The 18,064-nt window shown below is 71.3% G+C and carries 19 protein-coding genes; 7 read left to right on the top strand and 12 right to left on the bottom strand.

Features of this window, described 5'->3' with window-relative positions:
* Positions 1–122 precede the first annotated feature (122 nt).
* The 3 genes from FHX37_RS01770 (at position 123) to FHX37_RS01760 (ending at position 2,264) form a co-directional block, all read left to right on the top strand.
* Entirely contained in the window at positions 123–359 is a 237-nt protein-coding gene (locus FHX37_RS01770; RefSeq protein ID WP_141921727.1) for a hypothetical protein, read from the top strand.
* A 291-nt stretch (positions 360–650) separates the two neighbouring features.
* The gene (locus FHX37_RS01765) at positions 651–1,235 is read left to right on the top strand and encodes a TetR/AcrR family transcriptional regulator (RefSeq protein ID WP_141921726.1); all 585 of its coding nucleotides are present in this window, start codon (positions 651–653) and stop codon (positions 1,233–1,235) included.
* A gap of 213 nt (positions 1,236–1,448) precedes the next feature.
* On the top strand, positions 1,449–2,264 hold the full coding sequence (locus FHX37_RS01760; protein WP_141921725.1) for a mechanosensitive ion channel family protein: 816 nt from the start codon (positions 1,449–1,451) through the stop codon (positions 2,262–2,264).
* An 81-nt stretch (positions 2,265–2,345) separates the two neighbouring features.
* On the opposite strand, the gene FHX37_RS01755 is transcribed toward FHX37_RS01760, so the two are convergent.
* The 3 genes from FHX37_RS01755 to FHX37_RS01745 form a co-directional block, all read right to left on the bottom strand.
* Positions 2,346–2,555 (bottom strand): hypothetical protein, encoded by a 210-nt coding sequence (locus FHX37_RS01755; protein WP_246062027.1) that lies wholly within the window; start codon positions 2,553–2,555, stop codon positions 2,346–2,348.
* A gap of 273 nt (positions 2,556–2,828) precedes the next feature.
* Complete coding sequence (locus FHX37_RS01750) at positions 2,829–3,140, bottom strand: DUF6401 family natural product biosynthesis protein (RefSeq protein WP_141921723.1); 312 nt, start codon at positions 3,138–3,140, stop codon at positions 2,829–2,831.
* A gap of 197 nt (positions 3,141–3,337) precedes the next feature.
* Positions 3,338–4,063: a ferritin-like fold-containing protein gene (locus FHX37_RS01745; RefSeq protein WP_141921722.1), complete on the bottom strand. Its 726-nt coding sequence runs from the start codon at positions 4,061–4,063 to the stop codon at positions 3,338–3,340.
* A gap of 707 nt (positions 4,064–4,770) precedes the next feature.
* Between FHX37_RS01745 and FHX37_RS01740 the strand changes: the two genes are divergently transcribed.
* Both FHX37_RS01740 and FHX37_RS01735 read left to right on the top strand, forming a co-directional pair.
* Positions 4,771–6,249, top strand: a complete 1,479-nt coding sequence (locus FHX37_RS01740; protein ID WP_141921721.1) for a DEAD/DEAH box helicase — start codon at positions 4,771–4,773, stop codon at positions 6,247–6,249.
* A gap of 98 nt (positions 6,250–6,347) precedes the next feature.
* On the top strand, positions 6,348–7,232 hold the full coding sequence (locus FHX37_RS01735) for an alpha/beta fold hydrolase (protein WP_141921720.1): 885 nt from the start codon (positions 6,348–6,350) through the stop codon (positions 7,230–7,232).
* A gap of 51 nt (positions 7,233–7,283) precedes the next feature.
* On the opposite strand, the gene FHX37_RS01730 is transcribed toward FHX37_RS01735, so the two are convergent.
* The 6 genes from FHX37_RS01730 to FHX37_RS23395 all read right to left on the bottom strand — a co-directional run bounded on the left by FHX37_RS01730 (position 7,284) and on the right by FHX37_RS23395 (position 12,296).
* Positions 7,284–8,162, bottom strand: coding sequence for an MBL fold metallo-hydrolase (locus tag FHX37_RS01730; RefSeq protein WP_141921719.1), 879 nt, complete (start codon positions 8,160–8,162; stop codon positions 7,284–7,286).
* Positions 8,163–8,312: 150 nt separating this feature from the next.
* The gene (locus FHX37_RS01725) at positions 8,313–9,203 is read right to left on the bottom strand and encodes a PHP domain-containing protein (protein ID WP_141921718.1); all 891 of its coding nucleotides are present in this window, start codon (positions 9,201–9,203) and stop codon (positions 8,313–8,315) included.
* 28 nt (positions 9,204–9,231) lie between these two features.
* Entirely contained in the window at positions 9,232–9,891 is a 660-nt protein-coding gene (locus tag FHX37_RS01720; protein ID WP_141921717.1) for a DUF6758 family protein, read from the bottom strand.
* A 265-nt stretch (positions 9,892–10,156) separates the two neighbouring features.
* Positions 10,157–11,179, bottom strand: coding sequence for a CPBP family intramembrane glutamic endopeptidase (locus FHX37_RS01715; protein ID WP_246062025.1), 1,023 nt, complete (start codon positions 11,177–11,179; stop codon positions 10,157–10,159).
* A gap of 199 nt (positions 11,180–11,378) precedes the next feature.
* On the bottom strand, positions 11,379–11,870 hold the full coding sequence (locus FHX37_RS23400; RefSeq protein WP_246062019.1) for a sigma-70 family RNA polymerase sigma factor family protein: 492 nt from the start codon (positions 11,868–11,870) through the stop codon (positions 11,379–11,381).
* A gap of 18 nt (positions 11,871–11,888) precedes the next feature.
* Positions 11,889–12,296 (bottom strand): sigma-70 family RNA polymerase sigma factor, encoded by a 408-nt coding sequence (locus FHX37_RS23395; RefSeq protein WP_246062017.1) that lies wholly within the window; start codon positions 12,294–12,296, stop codon positions 11,889–11,891.
* A gap of 132 nt (positions 12,297–12,428) precedes the next feature.
* Here FHX37_RS23395 and FHX37_RS01705 point away from each other — a divergent pair, with 132 nt between their 5' ends.
* A complete protein-coding gene (locus FHX37_RS01705; protein ID WP_141921716.1) occupies positions 12,429–13,565 on the top strand; it encodes an Mrp/NBP35 family ATP-binding protein in 1,137 nt (378 codons plus the stop codon).
* On the top strand, positions 13,565–14,074 hold the full coding sequence (locus FHX37_RS01700; protein WP_141921715.1) for a nucleoside deaminase: 510 nt from the start codon (positions 13,565–13,567) through the stop codon (positions 14,072–14,074). The genes FHX37_RS01705 and FHX37_RS01700 overlap by 1 nt, the downstream gene beginning before the upstream one ends.
* Before the next feature lie 60 nt (positions 14,075–14,134).
* On the opposite strand, the gene FHX37_RS01695 is transcribed toward FHX37_RS01700, so the two are convergent.
* The 3 genes from FHX37_RS01695 to ptsP form a co-directional block, all read right to left on the bottom strand.
* Positions 14,135–14,437 (bottom strand): antibiotic biosynthesis monooxygenase family protein, encoded by a 303-nt coding sequence (locus tag FHX37_RS01695; protein WP_141921714.1) that lies wholly within the window; start codon positions 14,435–14,437, stop codon positions 14,135–14,137.
* Positions 14,438–14,597: 160 nt separating this feature from the next.
* Positions 14,598–16,256 carry a glycoside hydrolase family 3 protein gene (locus tag FHX37_RS01690; RefSeq protein ID WP_141921713.1) on the bottom strand — a complete coding sequence of 553 codons (1,659 nt, stop codon included), beginning with the start codon at positions 16,254–16,256 and terminating at the stop codon, positions 14,598–14,600.
* A 114-nt stretch (positions 16,257–16,370) separates the two neighbouring features.
* Complete coding sequence (gene ptsP / locus FHX37_RS01685; protein WP_170181477.1) at positions 16,371–18,053, bottom strand: phosphoenolpyruvate--protein phosphotransferase; 1,683 nt, start codon at positions 18,051–18,053, stop codon at positions 16,371–16,373.
* Positions 18,054–18,064: the final 11 nt, after the last annotated feature.

Genomic DNA, 18,064 nt, shown 5'->3' with positions numbered 1-18,064 from the left:
GGGGTTCCGCCCGTCCCCGCGGGGCGGGTGCGGGCTCCGCCGCCCCGGCGGGAACGCCAACGCTGGGTAGTGGATACGAGGCAGTACCGTGAGGAGTGTCCGCGACATATGCAGGGGGACGTGTGACATCCGAACCGCAGTGGGACGAACCGCAGGCCGACACCGACCGTGACACCGACGCCGCCGAGGAGCAGCCGTTGGAGTCGCCCGAGGCTGACCACGCCGAGCAGGAGGCCGATCTCGTCGAGACGCCCGACTGGAAACGCGGCGCGCTGCTCGACGCCAGCCGCGAGGTCTCCGAGGCCGACGCGATGGAACAGCTCCAGGAGGTGGAGATCGACGAGGACGAGTACCGTTAGCCGCTCCGGCGCGGTTTCGCCCCGGAGTCCGGTCGACTGACGAGAACGCCGCCGGCGCGGTGCCGGGGCGACGTGCAGTAGGAGAGGCGTCCATCGAACAACCCTTGGTCCCGATGGGACATAACCTACCTCCGCGTAGGATGGTGGGGTATGCGCTGGATCACCAGCACCGGCACACGGCCGGGGCGCGTTGTCCAGCACGCAACGTCGAGTGTGGTGTTCGCACCACCGTGAGTTCGAAAGGGTGTGGGTGTGACAGCTTCGTCAGACGCCCGTCCACGCGGAACCAGAATGCCCCGCTCCGCACGCCGGCGCCAGTTGCTGTCCGCGGCGCAGGAGGTCTTCGTTGCCCAGGGGTACCACGCGGCGGCGATGGACGAGATCGCCGACCGGGCGGGTGTCAGCAAACCCGTGCTCTACCAGCATTTCCCGGGGAAGCTGGAACTGTACCTCGCGCTGCTCGAGGAGCACTCCGAGACGCTGGTGGAGAAACAACGCGAGGCTCTGGAGAGCACTGAGGACAACCGGCAGCGCGTCACCGCCAGTTTCCAGGCCTACTTCGACTTCGTCGCGGGTGAGGGCGAGGCTTTCCGGATCGTTTTCGAGTCCGACCTGCGCAACCTTCCCGCCGTCCGGGAGAAGACCGAGCAGACCCTGCAGCGCTGCGCGGAGCTCATCGGCGAGGTCATCCGTCAGGACACCAGCGTCTCCGACGACGAGGCGCACCTGCTGAGCATGGGCATGGTCGGCATGGCGGAGACGAGCGCGCGCTACTGGCTGAGCAGCTACGGTTCGATCCCCAAGGAGGCGGCCGAACAGCTCATCGCGCGTCTGGCGTGGCGGGGGATCAGCGGCTGGGACCTGGCCCGCAGCTGACGGCGGTTCGGGCCGCACCCCCGCCCCTTCCCCAAACGGGGGTAATACTCTCCCCAATAAGCACTTTACGTAATCAACTCACCACTTTCCGATGATTCGGCTGGTCGAATAACGGGTAATCGCGGTAGAGAAGCGATCCGTCGCGGTTTCGCCGGGCGTACAGCGGGGGCCGGATCCCGAGTACCGGCGGGGCGCCATCGGGGGTGAAACGACATGGATATCGGGCAGGGACTGACCGACGCGTGGAGTGCTGTCGCGTCCTTTGTTCCCAAACTCGCAGCTTTCCTGGTGATACTGGTCATCGGCTGGCTCATCGCCAAGTTCATAGGAAAGATGGTGGGTAAGGGACTCTCCCGCGTCGGGCTTGATCGCGGTTTGAACCGCAGCGGCGTGGGGGAGTACTTCGAGCGCAGCCGGTACACGGCCAGTGAGCTCTGCGGGAAGATCGTCTACTATGCGGGGCTGCTCGTCGTCCTGCAGCTCGCCTTCAGTACCTTCGGCCCGAACAACCCGGTTACCCAGCTGCTCGACAGCGTCATCGCCTGGATCCCGCACGCGATCGTGGCGCTGGTCATCGTGGTGGTAGCCGGAATGATCGCCAGAGCCGCACGCGACCTGATCTCGGGCGCACTCAGCGGGCTCAGCTACGGGCGGTTCCTGGCGAACGTCGCCGGGGTCGCCATCGTGGCGCTGGGGGCCATCGCCGCGCTGAACCAGATCGGCGTGGCAACCACGGTGACACAGCCGGTACTGATCGCCGTACTCGCCACGGTCGGCGGCATTCTCGTCGTCGGTGTCGGCGGCGGGCTCGTCCGCCCGATGCAGCAGCGTTGGGCGAGCTGGCTCGACATGGCGGAACAGGAGACGGGACGGCTGCGGGAGACCGGCGGCTACGAGGCGGGCCGGTCGGACGCGATGCAGCAGCCCACCGCGGAACAGCCGCCGCAGCAGGCGGCGCGCTCGGCCTCCACCTCCCCGATGGGAGAACCGTCGTCGGGCGGGGAGCAGAACCGCGCGTCCGAACAGTGAGGACGAGCGTACTCTGACCACTGCGGGGCGGGCCTCAGGCCCGCCCCGCTCGTGTGGCGCGCCCGCACCGGAAAACGCCGGTCACAGCAGGTCATCGTCCTGTTGGCTCTCACTGCGGGCGAGCCGCATGATCCGACGTACTATCAACGTCGCCCCCGCGCCCACGAGGACGAGGGCCAGCCAGAAGGCCACGTGCGCCCAACCGGTCAGCGCCATGACCGCCACGGCGAGCACGACGATCCCCAGGAGGATCCCGAAATCGGCGCGGTCCTGCCGGATAAGCACACTCATCGGCGGACGCGCGGCCCCGTGCCGGCCGCGTCCCATACGTTTTTCCTTTCTCGCGGCGCGCTTGCGGCCGCATTGTCGGTCGCGGAGCGGATACCACTCAGTGCACCGGCCTGACGCACCGTCCGACGGTACTGGCTCGCAGGGCCGCGGTGTGTAACCGCGCCTCCCGATATACCATCCCCGACACCGGATTATCACACCGTGTAGCCGACCGTGGACGAAGCGCGCCCCCGCAACCGCCCGGACGGGCCGGGAGGGCGGGGCGCTACCGGTTCAGTGGACGAACCCACGATCGCGGGCCAGGCGGCAGATCGCCAACAACCGCAGCGTCTCCCAGTCGTAGCCGTCGTTGCCGGTATGCCATCCGCGTTCGCGGCACCCGTCGATGAAACCGTGCAGGTACTCCGCGAGGCTGCGGCGGCCCAGCAGCCCTCCCCCGGACGTGATGGAGTCGCGTACGGCGGCGGCGTGCTGGTCCAGCTCGGCTGTGAGCCACGGTTCCGGCTGAGCACTCAGCGGACCGAATGTACCGAATTCCTGGGAGAGCCGGGACAACGACCCCCCGCCGGAGTACTCACGGCGCATGGACGGATACCTCAAAGGAACGGAAAACAGCGGGACACGAGAAACTATATACGGACACCGCAACGGAACAGGGCGAATGTGGGAGAGAACACACCCCGCGTCCGGCACGTCACCTTGCGGGAAAACCGCACCACAGCAGCGGCGGGCCCGGTGCTGCCAGGAAGCGCCTCACCCCGCACCGCGGGGCGAGGGCGGTGTCAGCTGCCCAGTCCCATGGCCGCCAGCCGCGTGTTGTGCGCGTCCGTGAGTGTAGCGAACATCCTGCTCACCGTGGCGAGGTCGCCGGAGCCGGAACCGTCCCCGTGCTGTTCGGTGTCCTCCTGCGCGCCTCCCGCGAGCAGTACCGCCAGGTCCATCCGGCTGGCCGCCACACTCTGAGCCTGACTCAACGCCTCCCCCACGAGGCGCCGCGCCCACAGTGAGAGCCGCCCGCCCAATGCGGGGTCGGCTTCCACCGCGGCACGGACCTGGGGGGCGATGAATTCGGCCCGCTGGGTGTCGGCCACCGCGCTCGTCGCCAGCTCACGGGTGCCCTCGTCCGTGAGTTCGGCCACTTTGCGGTAGAAGTCACCGGCGATACCGAGACCGACGTAGATCTTCACCAGGCTCTCCAGCCAGTCCTGCGGCTCGGTGCGCGCGTGCCAGGCGTCCAGCGGCGCCACGAACGGCCGCATGGCCTCCTCCGGGTCGGCGCCGCGCTGCACGAGGCCGGTGTACAGCCGCTCGTGGTTGGCGTACTCACCCGCTGCCAGCCCCGCGAGCTTTCCCTTCGCCTCGAGCGTCGGCGCGAGTTCCGCGTGCTCGGCCGTACGGAAGAAAGCGACGAGTTCGGCGTAGGCCAGCAGCCCGAGCAGGTCGACCACCCCCCGCTCGGCGTGCTCGCCCGGGCCGGATCCAGCGGTGGGAACAGAGCCGTTCGTCATGGGAGAAAGAGTACCGCGCGCCCGCCGTCCGATTAGCCAGGAATGACAACGTGTGGTGCCATGTTGAAGCGTTGGGGAGCGAAAGACTGCGGTCCTGTATCCACAGGTGCCATACCCAGCGGCAAGGCTTGGAGATACACTCGCTCCCAGTGGTCGGCACGAGCCGGCCATCGCGTGCGGCGGCTGGTACATGCCAGACACGCGGACTGCGGAGGGCCCGTGAGCACGTTCCCGTCTCCCGACGGTCTCGTCGGAGGGTGTGGCGAACGGCGCGCAGCAGCGCGGTTCGCCTGGCACGGCCGGCCAGGACTGCTGCACCGTGGTGGTGCGCGGTCCGGTTCCGGTACGGGAATCCCGTGGTCGCCGCCGCGCATGACGACAACCGAGCGGACCGCCCTGCTCGCCGTAGAGTCCCGTAACCGGCGGGGACCGAATGCCGGGTGCGGGTGCGGGTGCGCGCGTTACACGGGTGGGAGCAACTCCGTGATGCGCGCCCGGGGCTGCGCCGTGGGCCGGGAGTAACATCCCGGACCGTCGAGCCGCGCCCGGACGCAGCCCGCTCCCGGCCGGAGAGACGGCCGAGCGGGGTCCTGCTCCGCGGCATCCGGAAAAACGACGCGAGCCATTGTGGCCCGCAGATGGAGGCATGAACCCTGACAGGCACAGACACGACCAACGAGACGACAGAAACGTTCCGCGACCTCGGCGTGAGTTCCGAGATCGCGGACACGCTCGAGGCCGAGGGGATCGCCGAACCCTTCCCCATCCAGTCGCTGGCCCTACCGATCGCGTTGAAGGGGTCCGACATCATCGGGCAGGCGCGCACTGGTACGGGCAAGACCTTCGCGTTCGGCATCCCGCTGCTGCAGTGGGTGCAGAGCGCACCGGGTGAGCCGAAGCGCCCCCGGGCCCTGGTCGTCGTTCCCGCCCGGGAGCTCGCCATCCAGGTGGCGGCCGACCTCGAGACGGCGGGGAAGCGTACCGGGAGCCGGCTCCTCACGGTGTACGGCGGACGGTCCTACGAACCCCAGATCGAGGGGCTGCACAGCGGTGCCGACATCGTCGTGGGCACCCCCGGACGCCTGCTCGACCTCGAGAAGCAGAACCACCTCGACCTCTCCGGCGTCAGCGCCATCGTCCTGGACGAGGCCGACAAGATGCTCGACCTGGGTTTCCTTCCCGACATCGAGCGCATCCTGACCAAGCTTCCCGAACGGCGCCAGGGGATGCTCTTCTCGGCGACCATGCCGAGCGAGATCGTCTCCCTGTCCCGCAACTACCTCAACCGGCCCACCCACGTGCGTGCCGGGGAGGACGACGGCAACGAGCAGATCGCCACCGACCACGTCGAGCACCACGCCTTCCGCACCCACCCGATGGACAGGCAGGAGATGCTCGCTCGCCTCCTGCAGGCTGAGGGCCGGGGGCTGAGCATGGTGTTCTGCCAGACCAAACGCACCTGTGACAGGGTCGCCGCCGAGATGAAACGGCGCGGTTTCGCCGCCGCCGCCGTCCACGGGGACCTGGGGCAGGGGCAGCGGGAACGCGCCCTGCGCGCGTTCCGCAACGGCAAGATCGACGTGCTGATCGCCACCGACGTGGCCGCCCGAGGGCTGGACGTGGACGACGTCACCCACGTGATCAACTACGAGTGCCCCGAGGACGAGAAAACCTACACCCACCGCACCGGCCGCACCGGCCGGGCGGGGCGTTCCGGCACCGCGGTGACGTTCGTCGACTGGGAGGAGATCGCCCGGTGGAAGCTGATCAACACCGCGCTCGACCTTCCGCTCTCCGAACCGCCGGAGACCTACTCGACCTCGGCTCACTTCTTCGAGGCGCTCGGTATCCCGGCCGGAACCAAGGGCAAGCTCGCCAAGGAGCAGCGCGCCCGGGCCGGTCTGGAGGCCGAAGAGGTGGAGGACATCGGGGAGACCGGAGGCCAGCGGAGCGAAGGCGGGACCCGAACCGGCCGGGAGGAGCACTCCGGGCGCGGCCAGGGACGTTCCCGCAACCGGCGGCGTTCCTCCCGGAAGAAGACGGCCGGCTCCGAGTCCGCACCGAGCGGCTCCTCGGGAACGGAGCGCCAGTCCACCAGTGGGGACTCCGAGGCCGCCCCGTCCCGGCGCCGGCGGAGGCGCCGTACCCGCAACGGGGTCGACGTGCGCAACAAGCGCCAGGACTGACGCCGCCGCACCGCGGCCTCCCGCGGCACTGAGCCGAGGCACGCCGCCCCGGTAGCGTCGACCTGGTGAGGGATACGGATCGTCTATCGTGAGGCGGCGTGAGTACACCACGGTTTCTGGAACTGCCGCCCGGTGTGCGGCGTAGGGACATTCCCACGGAACTCGGCACCGTCGCCGCGCTGTGGGCGGTGCCAACGGTGGGCAGCTGCGAACTGCAACCCGCCCTCCTCGTGCCGGGCTACACCGGCAGCAAGGAGGACTTCATCGCGGTGTTGCAGACGCTGGCCCACGCCGGCCGCACAGTGGTCGCCATCGACATGCCCGGGCAGTACGAGTCGCCCGGGTTCGGCCACGCCGACGGCTACACCCTGCGGGGACTGGGCGAGGCGGTGACCGCGCTGACCGAGGCCCTCGAGCACGGCCCCCTCCACCTGCTGGGGCACTCCTTCGGCGGCCTCGTCGCGCGGGAGACCGTACTCGGGGGGCAGGCGAAGCTGCTGTCCTACGCCGCCATGAGCTCCGGTCCCGCCCGGGTGGACGGGGAGCGCGCGGCCGACGCGCGCAACCTCGTGACCGCGCTGGGCACGGATCCCACCCGGGAGCGTCTCGCGGAGCTCTGGGAGCGCAACCTCGACGGCCCCACTCGGGAGAGCGGTGTTCCCGACGAGGTGTACCGCTTCCTGCGCACCCGGATGCTGGCCAACGACCCGGCGGGACTGGCGGGCATGGGCACGGAGATCCTCTCCGCCCCGGACCGCACCGCCGAACTGGCCGCTGTGGAGATTCCGAAGCTGGTGCTCTACGGCGAGAACGACACGACCTGGCCCCCGGAGGTGCAGGCCACCATGGCCCAGCGCCTCAGTGCCGACCGCGTCGTCATCCCCGGCGCGGCCCACTCCCCCAACGTCGAGGCTCCGGAGACCACCGCCGGCGCGCTGAACGAGTTCTGGAACCGGGCGGAGGCGCCGGAGCGGGAGGTCTGACCCGCCGGGAGCACGAGCCCCGGGACGCCGCAGCGGCGACCGCGGGAACGCTCACCCCGGCGACACCCACGCGTCGAAGTTCCGCGTCTCGGCCTCCACCGTCGTCTCCGGACCGTTGTCCGGCAGCACCCGGGTGTCGGGCGGCAGGGTCAGCAGGACCTCGCCGATCGAGGAGAGCTGGCCGGTGTAGTCCAGGTACCCCCCTCCCACGGTTCCCGGCTCCCCGGCCCGGAGGGTGTCACCACTGAAAACGGCACCGCGCTCCGGGACGTAGTAGGCGACGCTCCCGGCCGAGGTACCGGGAACGGGCAGGATGTCCACCTCCAGGTCCCCGACGGTGAACGACCCCCCGCCCTCGATCTCGTGGTCGGGCCGGTACTCGGCGCCGTGCGTGCGGCGCCACGCCCGCAGCTCCCGGCGGTGCAGGGCGATCGGGGCGTCGTCGCGCTCGGCGACCTCCACGGCGGCGGAGATATGGGTGTTGTACCCGTTCGTGCATGCCACGAGGTAGATCTCCCGGTCTCCCACCGCGTCCAGGATGGCCTGGGAGTCGTGTGCCGGGTCGATCACCAGGACACCGTCGTCGTCCGCCTCCACGATCCACGTGTGGCTGGAGGTGTCGTGCTCCACGTTGTCCAGGCGGAGCACTCCGTCGGTGGTGACCCGCTGGATGCCGTCGCTGTCGGCCCGGCCCGTGCCCGCTTCCGCGTCCTGGGGGTCCTGCGCCGCGTCGGTGTCGCCGGCCGCGTCGGCGTCCTCACCGGTGCCGGTTTTGGAGGTTTCCCCGGTGGCGTCGTCCGCGCCGGCCTCCGCCTCCGGGGTGTCGTCCGAGTCGCCCGGTGTGTGCCCCTGCGGTGGGTCGGCCGTCGCGGCCGCCGAGCCTCCGGCCTCACCGTCGCTCTTCCTCTTGTCTTTCCGTTTCCAGAACACGTGCCGACCCTTCGCTTCGCGTCCGAACTCTGCGTGTGCGTGCCCGTAACCGTCGTTCGGGCACGCGGTCCCTGCCGATGCTGCCACCGCTGTGTTAAGTCCCCGGTTAACGAGCCCGCCGTCCCCACCGCCGGGAGGCGAGCGGGGCGCTCATCCGCCGGTGACCGGCCGCGTTCCGGTGGCCGGCCCGGTCAGCTGGGCGAACTCCGCGGGATCTGTCACGCGGGAACCGAGCCGGTGCCCGGTCAGCTCACCATGGTCGTCGCTGGAGCCCGTTATCGCCAACCCGAGCCGGCGCGCGACACCGCGCCAGTGGGTGGTCTCCGCGTCGTCGTGGGAGGGGTGGTCGGCCTCGATCCCGCCGAGTCCGGCGTGTGCCATGCGTTCCACCAGGGGTTCGGGAACGGCTCCGGTGTCGCTGTTCTCTGCCCGTGCCGGATGGGCGAGGGAGCACACCCCGCCAGCCGCCCGTACGAGAGTGACCGCGCGCACCGGGTCCAGTGTGTAGCGGTCGACGTGGGCCACACACCCGGCCCCGATCCACCGGTCGAACGCGTCCTGGACGTCGCTGGCCGCCCCGGCCTCGACGATGGCGCGGGCGACGTGCGGCCTCCCCACCGCGTTCCCCTCCTCTTCCGGGGGCCGGTCCCGCTGCCCGTCGGCGGCCGCGATGTCACGCACCCGCCGCCATGCCACGTCGACACCCTCCTCGCGCAGGCGCCGGACCATGGTCTCGGCCCGGATGACCCGGTCGGCGCGGACATGCCGCAGTTCGGCGGCGAGTTCGGGGTGTTCGGGGTCGAACAGGTAGGCCAGCAGGTGGACGCTCGCGTCGCGGGAGGCGCACGACAGTTCCATCCCGGGGACGAGGGTGAGGCCGGGGGGAAGGTGGGAGACGGCCTCCTCCCATCCGGCCACGGTGTCGTGGTCGGTGAGGGCGAGCACGTCCAGGCCGGCGGCGGCAGCCCGGCCGACGACGGCCGCGGGAGGTTCGGTCCCGTCCGAGACGTTGCTGTGCGCGTGCAGATCGATGAGAGCCATCGGCCGAGTCTGGCAGCTCCCGTGCGGCTCAGGAAGGCGGCGGTTCCAGCACGGAGGTGAGGAACGGGGAGGGGGCGCCGAACGGCGGGTCCAGTGCGACACCGCCGTTCTGGCGGTCCCGCAGGTCGCGCAGCGCGGAGACCTCCCCCATCAGCATGCCGGCGTCAGCGGGGGAGAACACCAGCCACAGCCAGCTCGCCAGCGCCTCCCCGGCGTAGACGGCACGGTCCTTGTCCGTGCCGACGCGCCACAACGCGATGTCGTGCCCGTCGAACCGGAGTTTGCTGTCCACTCCCCCGGAGTCGAAGCCCACCCCCGGGTCGGGCCCCACGAGACCCGCCATGCGCGCACCCAGGCCGATGCCGGGATCCTCGGCCACCAGCGTCAGCTCGCCGACCCCGCCGGTGGGGGCGGGTCCGGACAGTGCCACGGTGACGGCCAGTGCCCCGCTCCGCTCGTCGCCGGCGTCGGCGAATCCGGTGACGACCCATCCGGCCGGAAGCGGCCACGGGATCCACACCGGGACCTGGGCCCGGTCGAGTACCAGCGCCAGCGAGGTCTCGTCCGGCGGACGCGCCCGTTGCAGGGGCGCGACGTTCCCGTGCACGTGGCACTGCCACGCGCTCGACCACAGGTTGGGCGCCTGCACGGTGCGCCCACAGCGGGGACATGACGGTGCGGATTTCATGGTTGGTGGGAGGGGTACCCGTATGACCTGCGCGGAAACCGAGATTTTCCGCCGCCCCTGAGGGCCTGTCTGATGGGCGCTGTTCATGGCGAGCGGCGCCTGGCACGGCCGGTCAGGGAGGCAGAGCGCGGGCCCTCTGTCGACCGGCGAGAACGCGGCCGGGCGGTATCGGGCCGCCGCGTAGCAGGACGAACGTCCGCAGAACAGGCCCCGGGCCGGTTCGATGCGTGCCGCTCCCGCAGCGCGGGGTTTCCGGGGCGGTGCCTCATTCCTCCTCGGCCGCGGGGACGGTACGTCTGATTCCGGCGCGCCGCGCCAGCCACACGACGACCGCGCCGTAGAGCACCACCTCCGCGGCCGTACCGACGGCGTCCAGCAACGACCCGCCACCGGTGGCCACCGTGTCCAGGGTTCCCTCGTAGGCGCTGAGGGTGAAGGCGGCGAGGTTGTGCAGCACGTGCAGCCCGATCGCGGCCTCCAGGCCCCCCGTGTACCAGGTGAGCCACGCCAGGGCGAGGCCGAGGATCCCGACGCTGACCAGCCCCCAGCCGACGTAGTCGTGCAGGAGGGTGAACACGGTTCCGCTGACGGCTATCCCGAGTACCGGTGTGCGGAGGAACCGTGCCCACGTCCCGTGGCCGTACCGCTCCCCCGGCGGGGCACCGTAGGACCCGAGCGCCTGCATCAGGAAGCCGCGCAGCCCGATCTCCTCCGCTGACGCCTGGAACGGCACGAGCACGACGATCGTCGCGAGGGCGGGAAGGAAGGCGCCGCTGCCCACGAACGTCCCGAGGAACTGCGAGCTCTGCGCCGTGGCGGCGTGCGCGGCGTACAGCAGCCCCAGGTAGGTTCCGACCGCCGGCAGTGCGGCGAGGGCGCACACCGCGAACCACCGCCAGCGCACCCTGCCGTCCACGGAGAACAGGGTTCCGACGGGGCGCCACTGCACGAACCGGACGGTGAACAGCACCAGCGGTATGACGGTGGCCAACGTGAACAGCATGTAGGCGAGGTTGGCCAGCGGCGAGCCGAGGAGGGACTCCTCCGTGGGTATGTGCCCGTTGAATATCGCGATGATCCCGCCGGCGATGCCCAGGACGAGCTGGGTGAGGAGCACCAGGGCGAGAAGGCAGACCACCGCCAGCGGCGGCACCCACCAGCGGAACCGCCGGGTGCGCGCCAGGCGGTGGTAGGGGGTTCCCGGCGGTGGCGCGGCCAGCCGGGAGCGGGAGGCGGGAGGCGGGCGCCGCTCGGACGGCCACGCCACCGTTCCGGAAAAGTCACCCACCGTGTCCGTCTCCGGCGGCCAGGCCCACGCCTGGGCCTCCGGAGGAGGAAACTGTTGCGGCTCCCGGCTTCTCCAGGGATCGGAAGGCCAGGGCGAGCCAGACGGTGGCGACATGTTTCCCATAGTCCGCCGAGGTTACTATCCGGTCGTGTATCGACCGCCTAAAGAGCAGCGGATGCTCTGCGGCCGAGGATACCGTTCAGCGCCGTCCCGGGTCCGCCGCCGCGCCCCGCGCCCGGAGAGTGGAGAGCTTGTCCGGGGTGCGGACCATGTAGAGCCGCCGGACGCGCCCGCCGGAGACGTGCGCGACGGCGGCGGACCGCACCCCGCCGTCCGTTCCGATGGCGAGCACACCCGGGGCCCCGTTGAACTCGGTGCGCTCGAGTCGGGCCACGGGGAAACGCGTCGCGATCCCGGCGAGGAACCGTGCGCTCCGGTCCGCGCCGTAGACCGGGTTGCGGGCCGCAGACGCCCTGCCGCCGCCGTCGTTGACGGTCACCGCGTCCTCCGCCAGGATCCTCCGCAACGTCTCCACGTCCCCGCGCGCGTAGGCGGCGGCGAACGCCTCGGTGAGACGGGCGTGGGTGGCGGGGTCGGCCCCGCTGACACCGCCGCGCTGCCCGTCGGCGCGGGCGAGCCGCTGCCGGGCCCGGTGGGCCAGCTGGCGCGCTCCCGCCTCGGTACGGTCCACCGTGCGGGCGACCTCGTCTTAGGGCAGGTCGAGTACCTCACGCAGGACGAAGACGGCTCGCTCGACGGGGGCGAGGTTCTCCAGCAGCACGAGCACGGCGTAGGAGACCGTCTCGTCGCGCTCCACGCGCTCGGCGGCGTCCGGGGCGGTGACCAGGGGTTCGGGCAGCCACGGCCCGACGTAGGACTCGCGGCGGTTGCGCTGGGCGCGCAGCGTGTTCAGCGCGACGTTGGTGACGATTCTCACCAGGTAGCTCTTCGGATGGGTGACACCGGAGCGGTCCTGGCGCGCCCACCGGATCCACGCCTCCTGCACGCAGTCCTCGGCGTCCTCCACGGTCCCCAGCATGTTGTAGGAGACGCTGAACAGCAGGCGCCGGTGGGTCTCGAACACCCGGGTCCCGTCGCGCTGCGGTTCGACACTCACCCGGTTCCTCCCTGGGGAACGGACGTGTGGCGGGACTGCTCCGCCTCGGGACCCGGTGGATGGCGTCCTGAGGCGGACACACCCGCTACGCGGCGTGTATTGGCGCGCGCACCCTTTAATACCATGGAGTACATGTCCTCCACACCCACCACCGAGCAGGTGAACGCGGCCCTGGCAACCGTCCAGGACCCCGAAATCCACCGCCCCATCACCGATCTCGACATGGTCAAGAGTGTCGACATCGCGGAGGGCGGCATCGTCAACGTCGGCATCTACCTCACCGTGTCCGGATGCCCGATGAAGGGGCGTATCGAGCAGGACGTCAGTTCAGCCGTGTCCAAGGTGGACGGTGTCACCGATGTCCGGGTCGAACTGGACGTGATGAGCGACGAGCAGCGCAAGGCGCTGCAGCAGAAGCTCCGCGGCGACCAGGGGGAGAAGGAGATCCCCTTCGCCAAGCCGAACTCGCTCACCCGCGTGTTCGCGGTCGCCTCCGGCAAGGGCGGTGTCGGCAAGTCCTCCGTCACGGTGAACCTCGCCGCGTCCATGGCGGAACAGGGCCACAAGGTCGGTGTGGTCGACGCCGACATCTACGGCCACTCCGTGCCCCGCATGCTGGGCGCCTCGGACACCCCGACCAAGGTCGAGGACATGATCATGCCCCCGACGGCGCACGACATCAAGGTCATCTCCGTGGGCATGTTCACCAAGGGCAACCAGCCCGTCGTGTGGCGCGGCCCGATGCTGCACCGCGCGCTGCAGCAGTTCCTGGCCGACGTCTTCTGGGGGGACCTGGACGTCCTGCTCATGGACCTTCCGCCCGGGACCGGTGACATCGCCATCTCCGCGGCGCAGCTCGTCCCCAACGCGGAGCTCCTGCTGGTGACCACGCCGCAGCAGGCCGCGGCCGAGGTCGCGGAGCGCGCCGGCGCCATCGCCCTGCAGACCCACCAGCGGGTGGCCGGCGTCGTCGAGAACATGTCCTACTACCTCGCGCCCGGCAGCGACGAACCCACCTACCTCTTCGGCCAGGGCGGCGGCCAGACGGTCGCTGACGCGCTGACCCGCTCGCTGGGCGCCCAGGTTCCGGTACTGGGCCAGGTTCCGCTGGACGTGCGCATGCGCGAGGGCGGCGACGAGGGCAAACCCCTGGTCCTCAGCGACCCCGACGCCGAGGCGAGCACGACCCTGCGCGGCGTCTCCGAAAGCCTGGTCGGGAAACCGCGCGGCCTGTCCGGGGTGCAGCTCGGCCTGACCCCGACCGGCTGATGGGGGCCGCATCCGGCCCGCCTCCCGCTGGTTCGCAGGACGTCCCTGCGGAGTACCGGTCGTGGCTCGAGGTCGCCCTGGAGGAGGCCCGCGCGGGCCGGGCCGAGGGCGGTGTCCCGATCGGTGCGGCACTGGTCGGCGAACACGGCCGGGTGCTGGGGCGGGGACGCAACCGCCGGGTGCAGGACGGCGACCCGGCGGTGCACGCGGAGACGGCCGCCTTCTCCCGGGCGGGGCGCCGGCGCTCCTACGCCACCACGACCATGGTGACGACGTTGTCCCCGTGCTGGTACTGCAGCGGTCTGGTGCGGCAGTTCGGGATCCCGCGTGTGGTGGTCGGCGAGGCGGGCACGTTCTCCGGCGGCCGGGAGTGGCTCGCCGCCAACGGGGTCGAGGTGGTGGTGCTGGGTGACGAGCGGTGCCGCCGGCTCATGGCGGAGTTCGTCGCCGCCGAACCCGAGGTGTGGGACGAGGACATCGGGGTTCCCCCGTCCGGCGCGTCCGGGTGAGGAACCGGGGAGAACCGCGTATCCCCGGCCGCCCTGCGCGGGTGGCGCAGGGCGGCCCGTTCAGTCCACCGGGTCGAGCTGGCCGGTGTAGTGGGTAACGGTGGGTGGGGAGACGAAGAACTCTCCGACCGTGGCACGCCACTGGGAGAACAGCTCGGAGTTGCGGAAACCCTCGGTGTGGTCCTCCAGGGTGTCCCATCCGACCAGCAGCAGATAGGACTCCGGGTTCTCCACCTGCCGGGTGAGCCGGGACCAGCGGTAGCCCGGGGCCTGGGCGAGGATCCGCCGCCCCCGCGCGAAAGCCGCCTCGAACTCCTCCTCCCGTCCGGCTGAGACCAGCATCTCGGCGTGCTCGATGATCATGCGGAACTCCTGGCGTGGTCACGGACGTCTGGCGGGCCCGGAACAACCGGGCGCCGACAGCCGAGCCTATCCCGGAACGAAACAGCGCTCGCCCACCCGCAGGCTCGGGATCAGACCCGTCTCCGCCCCGGTTCGCTCCTGGGAGGCGTTCCCGGAGGCGTCACAGCCCCTGGCCGTCCCCGTATCCCGCGTCGGCACCGGGAACGCCGACGGGGAGCTTCCCGGAGGGGTTCACCTCCCCGGTGAGGGCGCGTGCCGCGGCCGTGCGGGACACCCCGACGTCCGAGTAGGTGGCGAGGTAGCCCTCGACCCCGTCGAACTCGGCGAGACTGTAGGGGGTTGCCTGCGCCACCACCACGACCGGCGTTCCCGACTCCACCGCTGCGGTGACACGCCGGCGCTGCTGGGTGTCGTCGCGGGCGTCCGCGGTTCCCACCACGACGGTGTCCGCGTCGGCCGCGGTGTCCGCGCGTTCGATCCCGGCCTCGGCCAACCGCGCGCCGATCTCCTCGGCCCCGCGTCCGGTCACGTGCACTGTGTCCCCCTCCTCCAGCGGGAGGGTGCCGTCCTCGTTGCGTAGCAGGGTGACGGCGTCCTCGGCGAGGTCGCGCGCCGCGGCCCGGTGCTCCTCGCTGCCGAGCGTCTCCTCCGCAGCCTCAGGATCGACCGGCTCGGCGTCGTAGAGTCCGCGCTCGGCCTTCAGGGTGAGAACGCGGCGTACCGAGGTGTCCAGCCGCTTCTGGCTGATCCGCCCCTCCTCGACGGCGTCGCGCACCGCCGTGGCGGCGGTCTCCAGGTCCGGCGGCATCAGCAGCTGGTCGGCGCCGGCCTCCAGGGCGCGCACCGCGATCTCCCCGTCCCCGTGGGTCTGGCGGACCCCGTCCATGTTGAGCGCGTCCGTGGTGACCACACCGTCGTAGCCGAGCTCGTCGCGCAGCACCCCGCTGACCAGCTCGGGGGACAGTGTCGCGGGCTCGCCGGAGCCGTCCAGCCCGGGGGTGAGCACGTGGGCGGTCATGACGGCGTCCGCGCCGGCGTCGACCGCCTGTCGGAACGGCGGGAGGTCACGCTCCTCCCAGGTCTCGCGGGACACGTCCACGGTGGGGAGGCCGGTGTGACTGTCGACGTCGGTGTCCCCGTGTCCGGGGAAGTGCTTGACCACCGGGGCAACCCCGCCCTCCTGGAACGCGCGGGCCTGCGCCGCCGCCATGCGCCCCACCAGTTCCGGGTCGGAACCGAACGACCGGATGCCGATGACGGGGTTGTCCGGGTCCACGTTGACGTCGGCGACCGGAGCGTAGTCCATGGTGATGCCGAGCGCGGCGAGTTCGTCCGCCGTGGTGCCCGCCAGGGCGGCGGCGTGGTCGGTGGAGCGGGTGGCTCCCACCGCCATGGCGTCCGGGAACCGGGTTCCGACCGGCAGTCGCGCCACCGTCCCCTGTTCCTGGTCGACCCCCAGGAGCAGGGGAACCCCGGCGCCGCTGTCCTCGGCGAGCTCCTGCAGCCCGTTGGACAGTTCCGCGATCTGCCCGGTGTCGGTGAGGTTCTCGGGGAAGTAGATCAGCCCGCCGGGGTGGTACTCCGATATCAGGTCGCTGTTCTCCTCCGGGGTCGTTCCCGAGACGGTGGGGACGAACAGCTGGCCGATCTTCTCGTCCCGGTCCATGTCCGCCATGACCCGTTCGGCGGTGCGTTCCGGGGAGGAGGTTCCGCCGTCGCCGCCGCCCTCCTGTCGACCCTGGCCGTCCTCGTCGGCGCAGCCGACCGGTACGAGCAGGAGGACAGTACTCAGCAGGGCGAGCCGGCGTCGCGCGGCCATGGGCACTCCTTCGCGTGGGACGGGACCGTTCTCCCGCCCGGCGGCGGGGGTTCACCCCCGTTGGACCGGGAACCGGCGGGTGGGAATGGCCGCCCTCGTCCGGCGGCCACCCCGTCAGAACCCGAGGTCCGCCAGGCCGGGAAGGTGTTCCCGTGCCGCCCGTTTGGCCTCCCCCGGACCGCGTTCCGCCAGCGCTGCGGCTCCCGCCCGGCGGCACTGCTCCAGGGTAGCCTGAGCCAGCGCGGCGCGTACCAGCGGCAACGCTGTCGCTCCCATGGACAGGCTCGTCACTCCCAGTCCGACCAGGACGCAGGACAGCACCGGGTCCGCGGCGGCCTCACCGCACACGCCGCACGACCGGTCGGCTTTCCCCGCCGCCGTCGCGGTCGCCGCGATCAGGTCCAGCACCGCGGTCTGCCAGGGGTCCTGGAACCGGCCGAGCGCACCGATCTCGCGGTCGGCGGCGCAGGTGTACTGGGTGAGGTCGTTGGTGCCGATGCTGAAGAACGCGGCGGTCTCGGCGAGGTGGTGGGCGCGCAGTGCCGCCGCGGGAACCTCCACCATGACGCCCGCGTCGTGGATGCCGGCCCGGCCAGCCGTGTCGGCGAACCACTCCGCGTCGGCGGCGTCGGTCACCATCGGCGCCATGACCTGCAACCGCGCCTGCGTTCCCTGCTGCGCCTCGGCGAGCGCCCGCAGCTGGGCGTCGGTGACCTCCGGGACACGGCGCCCCATGCGCATGCCCCGTTCCCCCAGGGCCGGGTTGGGTTCCTCCCCCATCGGGGGCAGGAACGCCAGCGGCTTGTCCGAGCCGGCGTCCAGGGTGCGCACGACGACCTTGCCGCCGGGGAACGCCTCCAGCACCTCCCGGTAGGCGTCCACCTGCTCCTGGTGGCCCGGTGCGTGCTCCCGGTCCAGGAACAGGAACTCCGTGCGGTACAGGCCTACGCCCTCCGCCCCGTTGGCCACGGCGGCGCCGAGGTCAGCCGGTCCACCGATGTTGGCGAGCAGCGGGACGGGATGGCCGTCCCTGGTACGGCCGGGGCCGGAGCTCTCCGCGACCGCGGCGGCGCGGGCCGACGCCGCCGCCCGGAGCGTCTCGACGTCGGAAGCGGTCGGGTCGCTCGTGACCTCACCGTTCGCGCCGTCGACCAGGAGCTGCGTGCCCTCGGGGATGCTCTCTACCCCGGGGCATGCCACGACGGCCGGCAGCCCCAGCGACCGGGCGAGGATCGCGGTGTGGCTGGTGGGGCCACCCTCCCGGGTCACGATTCCCGTGACCAGTTCGGGGTCGAGGGTCGCGGTGTCGGCCGGCGCGAGGTCGTTCGCGACGAGGACGAAGGGGGTGTCCGACTCGGGGATGCCGGGCACGGGCACCCCCATGAGGCGGGCGAGGACCCGGTCGCGCACGTCGTCGAGGTCGGCGACCCGGGCAGCCATGTACTCCCCGGCTCCCGCCAGCATCTCCCGGTACACCGCCATCGCCTCGGACACGGCGCGTTCCGCGGCTGCGCCCTCGCCGACGCGCCGCCGCACGTCGTCGGAGAGGGCCGGGTCGCGTGCCATCAGGGCCTGGGCGTCCAGCACCTGCCGCGCCTCACCGCCGGCGCGCTCCCCGCGCGCGGAGAGGTCGTCGGCCGTGTCCTGCATGGCCTGGACCGCGCGTTGGATCTCCGCCGTGTCGTCGCCGGAGTGCCGCGCGTCGGCGTCCGGTTGGGGAACCGACCGAGCCAACCGCAGCACCGGCCCGTAGCCGACTCCGGGGCTGACCCCTACCCCGGTGAGTACATCAGCCATAGTCTCCCCCA

This window comes from Haloactinospora alba, from assembly GCF_006717075.1.
GTDB classification, from domain to species: Bacteria; Actinomycetota; Actinomycetes; order Streptosporangiales; family Streptosporangiaceae; genus Haloactinospora; species Haloactinospora alba.
This window is presented reverse-complemented; position numbering and strand designations above follow the sequence as displayed.

Coding starts and splice junctions, on each gene's coding strand:
- FHX37_RS01765 (WP_141921726.1), top strand. CDS start 651: ATGCCCCGCTCCGCACGCCGGCGCCAGTTGCTGTCCGCGGCGCAGGAG.
- FHX37_RS01690 (WP_141921713.1), bottom strand. CDS start 16,256: ATGGCCGCGCGACGCCGGCTCGCCCTGCTGAGTACTGTCCTCCTGCTC.
- FHX37_RS01745 (WP_141921722.1), bottom strand. CDS start 4,063: ATGACGAACGGCTCTGTTCCCACCGCTGGATCCGGCCCGGGCGAGCAC.
- FHX37_RS01755 (WP_246062027.1), bottom strand. CDS start 2,555: ATGAGTGTGCTTATCCGGCAGGACCGCGCCGATTTCGGGATCCTCCTG.
- FHX37_RS01760 (WP_141921725.1), top strand. CDS start 1,449: ATGGATATCGGGCAGGGACTGACCGACGCGTGGAGTGCTGTCGCGTCC.
- FHX37_RS01705 (WP_141921716.1), top strand. CDS start 12,429: ATGTCCTCCACACCCACCACCGAGCAGGTGAACGCGGCCCTGGCAACC.
- FHX37_RS01750 (WP_141921723.1), bottom strand. CDS start 3,140: ATGCGCCGTGAGTACTCCGGCGGGGGGTCGTTGTCCCGGCTCTCCCAG.
- ptsP (WP_170181477.1), bottom strand. CDS start 18,053: ATGGCTGATGTACTCACCGGGGTAGGGGTCAGCCCCGGAGTCGGCTAC.
- FHX37_RS01700 (WP_141921715.1), top strand. CDS start 13,565: ATGGGGGCCGCATCCGGCCCGCCTCCCGCTGGTTCGCAGGACGTCCCT.
- FHX37_RS01720 (WP_141921717.1), bottom strand. CDS start 9,891: ATGAAATCCGCACCGTCATGTCCCCGCTGTGGGCGCACCGTGCAGGCG.
- FHX37_RS01725 (WP_141921718.1), bottom strand. CDS start 9,203: ATGGCTCTCATCGATCTGCACGCGCACAGCAACGTCTCGGACGGGACC.
- FHX37_RS01695 (WP_141921714.1), bottom strand. CDS start 14,437: ATGATCATCGAGCACGCCGAGATGCTGGTCTCAGCCGGACGGGAGGAG.